Origin of the sequence: Spirillospora sp. NPDC049652 (assembly GCF_040675125.1) — a bacterium.
GTDB lineage: Bacteria > Actinomycetota > Actinomycetes > Streptosporangiales > Streptosporangiaceae > Spirillospora.
The window spans coordinates 1-8,473 of sequence record NZ_JBFAOF010000251.1 but is presented as its reverse complement, the minus strand read 5'-3'; the positions used below and the strand labels follow the sequence as shown (position 1 = coordinate 8,473).

At 72.2% G+C, this 8,473-nt stretch carries 5 protein-coding genes; 4 read left to right on the top strand and 1 reads right to left on the bottom strand.

Going from position 1 to position 8,473, the window contains the following annotated elements; genetic code table 11:
* The 4 genes from AB0J52_RS17970 to AB0J52_RS17955 form a co-directional block, all read left to right on the top strand.
* On the top strand, window positions 1–883 hold an 883-nt coding region (locus tag AB0J52_RS17970), incomplete at its 5' end, for a hypothetical protein (RefSeq protein ID WP_500182717.1).
* 680 nt (window positions 884–1,563) lie between these two features.
* Window positions 1,564–3,405: a 2-oxoacid:acceptor oxidoreductase subunit alpha gene (locus tag AB0J52_RS17965; RefSeq protein WP_500182716.1), complete on the top strand. Its 1,842-nt coding sequence runs from the start codon at window positions 1,564–1,566 to the stop codon at window positions 3,403–3,405.
* Window positions 3,398–4,501: a 2-oxoacid:ferredoxin oxidoreductase subunit beta gene (locus AB0J52_RS17960; protein ID WP_500182715.1), complete on the top strand. Its 1,104-nt coding sequence runs from the start codon at window positions 3,398–3,400 to the stop codon at window positions 4,499–4,501. Before AB0J52_RS17965 ends, AB0J52_RS17960 begins: the two co-directional genes overlap by 8 nt.
* A 2,412-nt stretch (window positions 4,502–6,913) precedes the next feature.
* Complete coding sequence (locus AB0J52_RS17955; protein WP_500182714.1) at window positions 6,914–7,576, top strand: SecDF P1 head subdomain-containing protein; 663 nt, start codon at window positions 6,914–6,916, stop codon at window positions 7,574–7,576.
* A 269-nt stretch (window positions 7,577–7,845) separates the two neighbouring features.
* Here AB0J52_RS17955 and AB0J52_RS17950 read toward each other — a convergent pair.
* Window positions 7,846–8,473, bottom strand: a 628-nt coding sequence (locus AB0J52_RS17950) for a YceI family protein (RefSeq protein WP_500182713.1), incomplete at its 5' end; no start/stop codon positions are given.

Sequence of the window (8,473 nt, the reverse complement as noted above, 5' to 3'; positions counted from 1 at the left end):
CCAAGACATCCCGGGCAGAACCGAGGGCGGCGGACGTCTCGCGGCGTCCGGGACGCTCACCGCCGGCCCGGAACACGCGGACGTCGTCGCGACGGGCGGCGACACCTATCTCCGCGCCGCCGCGTCCTTCTGGAAGACCTACGGCGGCGAGTCCGAGCACGCCGACGACTACGCGGGCCGCTGGACGAAGGCGCCCGCGAGCCTGCCCGGCCTGGACGTGAAGGCGGTGTTCGCGCCCGACACGATCGCCAAGCGGCTCGCGGCCGCGCCGGACAGGCCGTCCACCGAGAACGTCGGCGGCATCCGGGCGTACCGGGTGAAGACGCCGCGCGCCGACTACCTCGTCGGGGTGGACGCGCCCAACGCGCTCGTCCGCGTGCAGGCGGCGGTCGGCGACCAGCCGGTGTTCACCGTCGGCGCCGTCCCGAACGCGGCCAAGTCGTTCGCCGAGGTGCGCGGACGCGTCGCCGCGCTGGCCGGGGCGGCCGATCCGGCGCTGCGGTTCCGTCCGGGCAAGCTGACGTTCGTCAACTGCGACCAGAACGTGGAGGGCTGCACGGTCAGCGTCCCGGCCACGCTCGTCCGCCCGGCGGGCTCGCCGCCGGACGGGTCGCGGGCGACGCTGCGCGTCACGATCGTGGCCGACCGCCGCACCCTCGGCTCGTGCACCGGCTCGGGAGCCGTCCCGTCGAACGGGTCGCTCGTGCTGCGCTGCACGGTGACGAGTCCGGGCTGGCGGTCGTGGATGCGGTCCGCGTTGGACGACCCCGGCGCGCACGCGTACGAGGCGCGCGCACGAGTGCTGGGTGAGGCGGTCTCGGCGTCGCGGGTCCCGCAGTTGCTCAAGCAGCTCGACCGGCACCGTCCGACGACTACCCCCTGACCGCCTGCGGATTCTCACCGGCCGGTGACACGGGTGCCGGGAGAGGCTCCGTGACCTGGAACACAAGCGGGATTCGGAGCAGGGGCGGTGCGCACCCGGACGCAAGGCGCTGCTTATAGTGCGTGGCGTGAACCCCGTGCCCCCGGAGACCTCCCGACGCGCCGCGCTCGTCCGGCGACTCCACGTCGACTACTGCCGCCTGGCCAGCTGCCTGTGTCGACGTCGTGCCTGAAGCGCCGGGCCGGGGCGGTCGCCCCTGCAGGACCGGGCACGGTCCGCCTCAGGGCGCCTGACGGGAGCTCTCGCGGGCCCACCTGATGGGCGGTCGGCGGGCCTGGCGGCGCCTCCGGCGAATGCCCTCCGGCCGGACTCGGTCGGCTGGCCGGACTCGGTCGGCCGACCGGCCGCCGAACGTGATCAGCGGGGCCGCCGGGAGGGCCGGGCAAGGCGTCCGAGCGGCCGCACGTCCGGAGCGGGACGGGCCGAACCCCGGATTGCGCAAGAACAACGACACGACAGCCCAATCCCGGTGATATGCCCGGATTACCGGGTTGCGGGCCTCCCGGTCGGCCGACCAAGGCACCGCGTCCCGGACATACGATGAAGGTAAGCCTAAGTAGCGCCACGATCCCGGGCGCCTCCGCCGGGACGGACGCTGCGCGTCGAGGAGGTCTTCCTCTGTGACCAAGAAGGTCCAGCAACTCGACCGCGTCATCATCCGCTTCGCCGGGGACTCCGGCGACGGCATGCAGCTGACCGGTGACCGCTTCACCCAGGAGACGGCGGCGTTCGGCAACGACCTGTCGACCCTGCCGAACTTCCCGGCCGAGATCCGCGCCCCGGCCGGCACCCTCCCCGGCGTGTCCAGCTTCCAGTTGCACTTCGCCGACCACGACATCCTCACCCCCGGCGACGCGCCCAACGTGCTCGTCGCGATGAACCCGGCGGCGCTCAAGGCCAACCTCGGCGACCTGCCGCGCGGCGCCGACCTGATCATCAACACCGACGAGTTCAGCAAGCGGAACCTGGCCAAGGTCGGGTACCCGGCGAACCCGGTCGAGGACGAGTCGCTCAGCGAGTATCGGGTGCACGCGCTGCCGCTCACCTCGATGACCGTCAAGGCCCTCGAGGACTTCGACATCTCCAAGAAGGACGCCGAGCGGGCGAAGAACATGTTCGCGCTCGGGCTGCTGTCCTGGCTCTACCACCGCCCCACCGAGGGGACGGTCGCCTTCCTGGAGCGCAAGTTCGCCCGCAAGCCCGAGATCATGAAGGCCAACATCGCGGCCTTCCAGGCGGGCTGGTCGTTCGGTGAGACCACCGAGGCGTTCTCGGTCCAGTACGAGATCAAGCCCGCCGAGCACGAGCCGGGCCTGTACCGCAACATCACCGGCAACACCGCGCTCGCCTACGGGCTGGTCGCCGCCGGCGACCGCAGCGGCCTGCCGGTGTTCCTCGGCTCCTACCCGATCACCCCGGCCTCCGACATCCTGCACGAGCTGTCCAGGCACAAGCGGTTCGGCGTCCGGACGTTCCAGGCCGAGGACGAGATCGCCGCGGTCGGCGCCGCGCTCGGCGCCTCCTTCGGCGGCTCGCTCGGCGTGACCACCACCTCCGGGCCGGGCATCGCGCTGAAGTCCGAGACCATCGGCCTCGCGGTCGCCACCGAGCTGCCCCTGCTGGTCATCGACGTGCAGCGGGCCGGGCCGTCCACCGGGCTGCCCACCAAGACCGAGCAGGCCGACCTCATGCAGGCCATGTACGGCCGCAACGGCGAGGCCCCGGTGCCGGTGGTCGCGCCCCGCTCGCCGTCGGACTGCTTCGACGCCGCCCTGGAGGCCGCCCGGATCGCGGTCAAGTACCGCACCCCGGTCATCGTCCTGTCGGACGGCTACCTCGCCAACGGCTCCGAGCCCTGGAAGATCCCCGCGGTCGACTCGCTGCCGGTCATCGAGCCGGGCTTCGCCGAGCCGGACCAGGAGGACTTCCAGCCCTTCAAGCGCGACCCCGAGACGCTCGCCCGGCCGTGGGCCGTGCCCGGCACGCCCGGCCTGGAGCACCGGATCGGCGGCCTGGAGAAGGCGGACGGCTCCGGCAACATCTCCTACGACGGGGCGAACCACGACCTCATGGTCCGGCTGCGGCAGGCCAAGGTCGACGGGATCGCGGGCGATGTGGCCCCCCTCGACGTGGACGACCCGTCCGGCGAGGCCCGGGTGCTCGTGCTCGGCTGGGGCGGCACGTACGGCGCGATCTCCGCGGCCGTCCGGCGCGTCCGCAAGGACGGCGGCAGGATCGCGCAGGCGCACCTGCGGCACCTCAACCCGTTCCCGGCCAACACCGAGGCGGTGCTCCGCTCCTACGACAAGGTCGTGGTGCCGGAGATCAACCTCGGGCAGCTCGCGATGCTGCTGCGCGGCCGGTTCCTCATCGACGTCGTCAGCTACAACCGCGTGCGCGGCCTGCCGTTCAAGGCCGAGGAGCTCGCGGGTGTGATCCGGGAAGTGATCGACAGTGAGTGAGACCAACGGCAACGGCGGCGTCAACGGCAGTGCCTCCGGCGGCGCGGCGGGCGACGGCCCGCTCGCGCTGTCGCTGGTGCCGAAGACCGACGCCAAGCAGAGCATGAAGGACTTCAAGACCGACCAGGAGGTCCGCTGGTGCCCCGGCTGCGGGGACTACGCGATCCTCGCGGCCGTCCAGTCCTTCCTGCCCGAGCTCGGGCTGCGCAGGGAGAACATCACCTTCGTCTCCGGCATCGGCTGCTCGTCCCGGTTCCCGTACTACATGAACACCTACGGGTTCCACTCGATCCACGGCCGCGCCCCGGCGATCGCCACCGGCCTCGCGACGTCCCGCCCCGACCTGTCGGTGTGGGTCGTCACGGGTGACGGCGACGCGCTGTCGATCGGCGGCAACCACCTGATCCACGCGCTGCGCCGCAACGTCAACCTGAAGATCCTGCTGTTCAACAACCGGATCTACGGGCTGACCAAGGGCCAGTACTCGCCCACCTCGGAGACCGGGAAGATCACCAAGTCGACCCCGATGGGCTCGCTGGACTCCCCGTTCAACCCGCTCTCGCTGGCGATCGGCGCGGAGGGCACCTTCGTCGCCCGGACGATCGACTCCGACCGCAAGCACCTGCACTCGGTGCTGCGCGCGGCGGCCCAGCACCGCGGCACCTCGCTCGTCGAGATCTACCAGAACTGCAACATCTTCAACGACGGCGCGTTCGAGCCGCTCAAGGACGCCTCGGTCCGCGACGACATCACCATCCGCCTGGAGGACGGCCGTCCGATCGTGTTCGGCGCCGAGGGGCAGAAGGCGCTGCGCCGCACCCCGACCGGCTCGTTCGAGGTCGTGGCCACCGCGGACGTCGACCCGTCGGAGATCGCCGTGCACGACGCGTCCAACCCGGACCCGTCCCAGGCGTTCGCCCTGTCCCGGCTGGACTCCCCGGCCTTCGAGCACACCCCGATCGGCATCTTCCGCAACGTGGACCGCCCGTCCTACGACGAGCTGATGCGCGCGCAGGTCGACGAGGCCGTCGAGACCCAGGGCCAGGGCGACCTCGCCGCCCTCCTCGCCAGCGGCGACACCTGGCGCGTCGACTGACCCTCGTCGCCCTCCGCCGGAGGCCCGACACCGCGCACGCCCGTCGCCCCGCCCAGGGGTGACGGCCCGCACCTCAAGAGGGGCCCGCTTCCACCCGGAAGCGGGCCCCTTGTTTTGAGTCGGCTCCCTCCCAGAGGGGCCACCTTCGCGTAGCGCGGATCCGCGCTTCCTCGTCGGAAGGCCCCTTGGCTCCTGTCGAAGACTGCAGACCTCCTGTCGAGCCAAGAGCCGAGCCCCCGCCAAAGCGGCGTCCGTCCCTCTGCGCGTCTGTCCCTCTGCGCGTCCGTCCCCATGCCGGTCCGTCCCTCTGCGCGTCCGTCCCCATGCGCGTCCGTCCCTATGCGGGACCGTCCCCATGCGCGTCCGTCCCCATGCGGGACCGTCCCCATGCGGGACCGTCCCTATGCGGGACCGTCCCTATGCGGCATCCGTCCACCGGACGGCCCAGATGGAAGCCATACCCGCTGCTCAGCTGCCGTGGTCGCCGGAGCAGGCACCACCTCCTCGACCACCTGCGAGGCGGCGTGGGCGTTCGCGCGGGCGCAGTGGGGCGGGCCCGTCCGGCCCAGCCGCGTCTTACCGACACAAGCATCGGCGGCCCGCCGAGGGGCGCCAAGGGGCGCAGGGGGTCACCGGCCGACCGGCATCTAGAAGAGGTGCGGAACGACAGCCGGGGGGACGGGCGGCCCAGGCCGCGATCGCCCGGGATCTTCCCCGGCGGTCGGCGTCTCCGGAGATGCGAGGGTTTTGTGCCTCCGAACCAATTAGGGCCCCCTTCCCGGCTCGGTTTTACTCACTTGTGCATGGCCGTTTTCCCACCGGTCACGACCTACGCCCCGTCAAGGGGTGCGTCGGCGGGTCCCTTCCTGCAAGACTTGGAGATCAACTGTCGGGGAGGTGACGATGCGGGTCGTTCCGCGCCGCAGCAAGGGTCGTCAGGACACGTCCGCCGATCCCAAGCCCGAGCGCGCCGGAAAGGGTCGCGGTCGCCACCGCACCGAGGCCCTCGACGCCACCTCGTCCGACCCGCGGCAGGCCCGCGACGCCGACCGCGACCAGGACACCGCGGCCCAGGCCGAGGCCACGCCGAAGCCTGCTTCCCCCTCCCCTGCGTCTCCGCAAGAAGCCTCTTCCGCCGCTTCATCGGCGGAGGCTTCTTCCGCAGCCTCGGAGAGCCCTGCCACCGCCAAGGCAGCAGAGACGCCGACTCCGTCCACCACACCGGCCGATCCAGCCTCACCCACCTCTCCGTCGGTACTGCCGACTTCGCCGAGCTCAACCTCTCCGACTGAAGCACCCGCCTCGGGCTCCCCCGCGACCTCGCCAGAACCCGCCTCGTCGGGCGCGTCGGTGTCGGCGCCGGCCCAGGCCTCTCCCGCGAGCTCACCAGACGCCTCCTCGCCTGCGGCATCGCAGGGGCTCGGGTCGTCTGCGGTTGCTCCGGGCTCGGCCCCTTCCCCAACCTCGCGGGACGCAGAGTCGTCGGCATCATCCTCGGGCTCCACGGCTCCCGTGACTCCGTCGGGTGCGGCCTCCTCAGCACCTCGAAAGCTGGGTCGCCGCGAACGCAAGCGTCTGGAGCGCCTCCAGGCCGCGACCGCTTCCCAGCAGACCAACGCCTCCGCTACGCCGCCCTCCGGCACGCACGACGCCACCGCGCCCGCCGCGCCTGGCGAGAACGCCGAGCCCGCACGGCCCGACGCGACCGAGCGCGCTACGGCGGCAGCCACGTTCTCCTCAGGGAGATCCGCAGACCAGTCCGAGAAGCCGACCTCCGCTGGGACGGCAGGGCCCGCCAGCGGCGAGGTGCCGCCTCCCGCCGGGAGCGCGCCTGCCACCGATGTCGCGGAGCCCTCCAACTCGGCGGCATCCCCTGCGACCGACCCGTCGCACAGGACGGCGAGCTCCGGTAAGACGCCAGGCAACGGCAAGCCGCCGAAGTCCGGAAAGTCGCGGAGATTGGGCCGACGGACGTCCGGCCAGTCCTCGGATGCGGACAGGGCATCGAAGTTCGACCGGGCGGCTTCCGGCGAGACGCCGACGCCTGAGCAGGCCACGTCCGACAAGACGAGAGGGTCTGAGCAGGCGTCGTCGGACAAGGCACTCGGGACTGGGCCGACGTCGTCCGACAAGGCATCCGAGACCGGGCCGGCACCGTCCCGCAAGGCATCCGAGGCCGGGTCGGCATCGCGGCGCAAGGCACCCGGGTCCGGAACGGCGTCGGCCGGCGCGGCCGCGCAGCATGAGCGCGGGGCTTCCGGCACGACGCCGATGCCCGGCGTGGCCGCGTCGGAGAAGACGCCGAAGTCAGGGAAGACGCCAGGCTCAGGAAAGACGCCAGAGTCGGCTGGGACTCCGGGGCTTGCCCGGGCCGCGGCTGGGGCCGCGGGGACGGCGACCTCCACACTCACCGTGCCGCTGGACGCCGGGGACGGCCTGGAGGACCCTGACGCCCGGCGGCGCGCCCGGTCGAGGGCGCGGCAGCGGGAAGCGGCCGCGGTGAAGCGGAGCCGCGCCGAGCTGCGCGGCGGGCACGCCAAGCACGACCGAAACGACCAAGGCGCTCGCGAACACCGTGCCGCTCTCGTCACGATGGTGCTCACGCTGGGCATCCTGATCGCCGCCGTGGCCGTGACGGGCGCCCTGATCGCGGGTTCCATGAAGGAACGCCCGATCGCCCTGGCCTCGCCGCTCCAGATCTTCCCGGTCGCGCAGACGAGCCCCGGCCAGTGCCCGGCGGGCACGCAGGGCGTCACCGGACAGACGACCACGGGCCTGGTCTGCTACCAGCTCACCCAGGGCATGTCGATCCGGAAGGTGACCGACCTGCGCGTCCAGCGCGGCCGCACCGGGGGCGCCTACGACGTCGCCGTCACCCTCCGCGCCTCCGATCGCAAGGCGTTCGCCCAGCTCACCCGGTCGACCATCGGCCGCGACGTCGCCTTCGTGACCGGCAGCAGGCTGATCACCGCGCCCCGCGTCGAGATGGCCATCACCGACGGCAAGGTCGTCATCACCGGCACGCCGGACCGCGCCTCCGCCGACCGCCTGGTCCACGACCTCAAGGGCCGCTGACACTGAGCCCCCTGACTCAGGGGGCCGCCGACTCGAAGGCCAATGGCTGGAGAGGCGGCGGCCGGGAGGCCGTTGGGCGGAAGGCCGTCGGCCGGGAGGCCGTTGGGCGCGGCTCTCCTCAGTGGTTCCAGGCAGACCTGCGCTGTCACGCCGAGACCTCATCGAAGGCTCCCCTCTGGCCGCGCATGCGGACCGTCGACTCCGTTTCCATCGTCGCGGTCGTCGATCCGCACCGCCAAGCAATCCACAGACTGTGGATAACTCTGGGCTCAGCTGGGGAGAGAGGTGCCCTGAGCTGCCTGGACCTCTAGTTCGATCTTGAGGCTGTCACCCACGGCCGCGATGCCCGCCTCAAGGATCTGGTTGAACCGGATGCCGAAGTCGTGGCGGCGGAGCCGGGTGGTGGCGCGGAACGCCGCACGGACGCCGCCCCAAGGGTCGGGACCGGTGCCGAGATAGGTCAGGTCCAGGTCGACCGGACGGGTGTGGCCGTTGAGCGTGAGCTGCCCGTGGACGGTCCAGCGGTCGGGCCCCTGCTGGGTGAGCCCCTCACCGCGGTACTCGATGACCGGGTGCTCCGCCGCGTTCAGGAAGTCGGCGGAGCGCAGGTGGTCGTCGCGGACCTTGGTCCCGGTGTCGATGGACGCGGCGTCGATCCGGGCGACGACCCGCGACCGCTCGACCGGCTCGGCGATGTCGATCCGCCCCTCGAAGGAGGCGAACCGGCCCCGGACGCTGGACAGGCCGAGGTGCTGGGCGATCGCGGCGACCGACGAGTGCGCCGGGTCGATCGTCCACGGGCCCGGCGGCGGGAGCTCCACGCCGCCCGCGCGGGCCAGGACGACGGTCCCGAGGTCGGCGCGTCCGGGCGCGGTCACGATCAGGGTGGACGCCGCG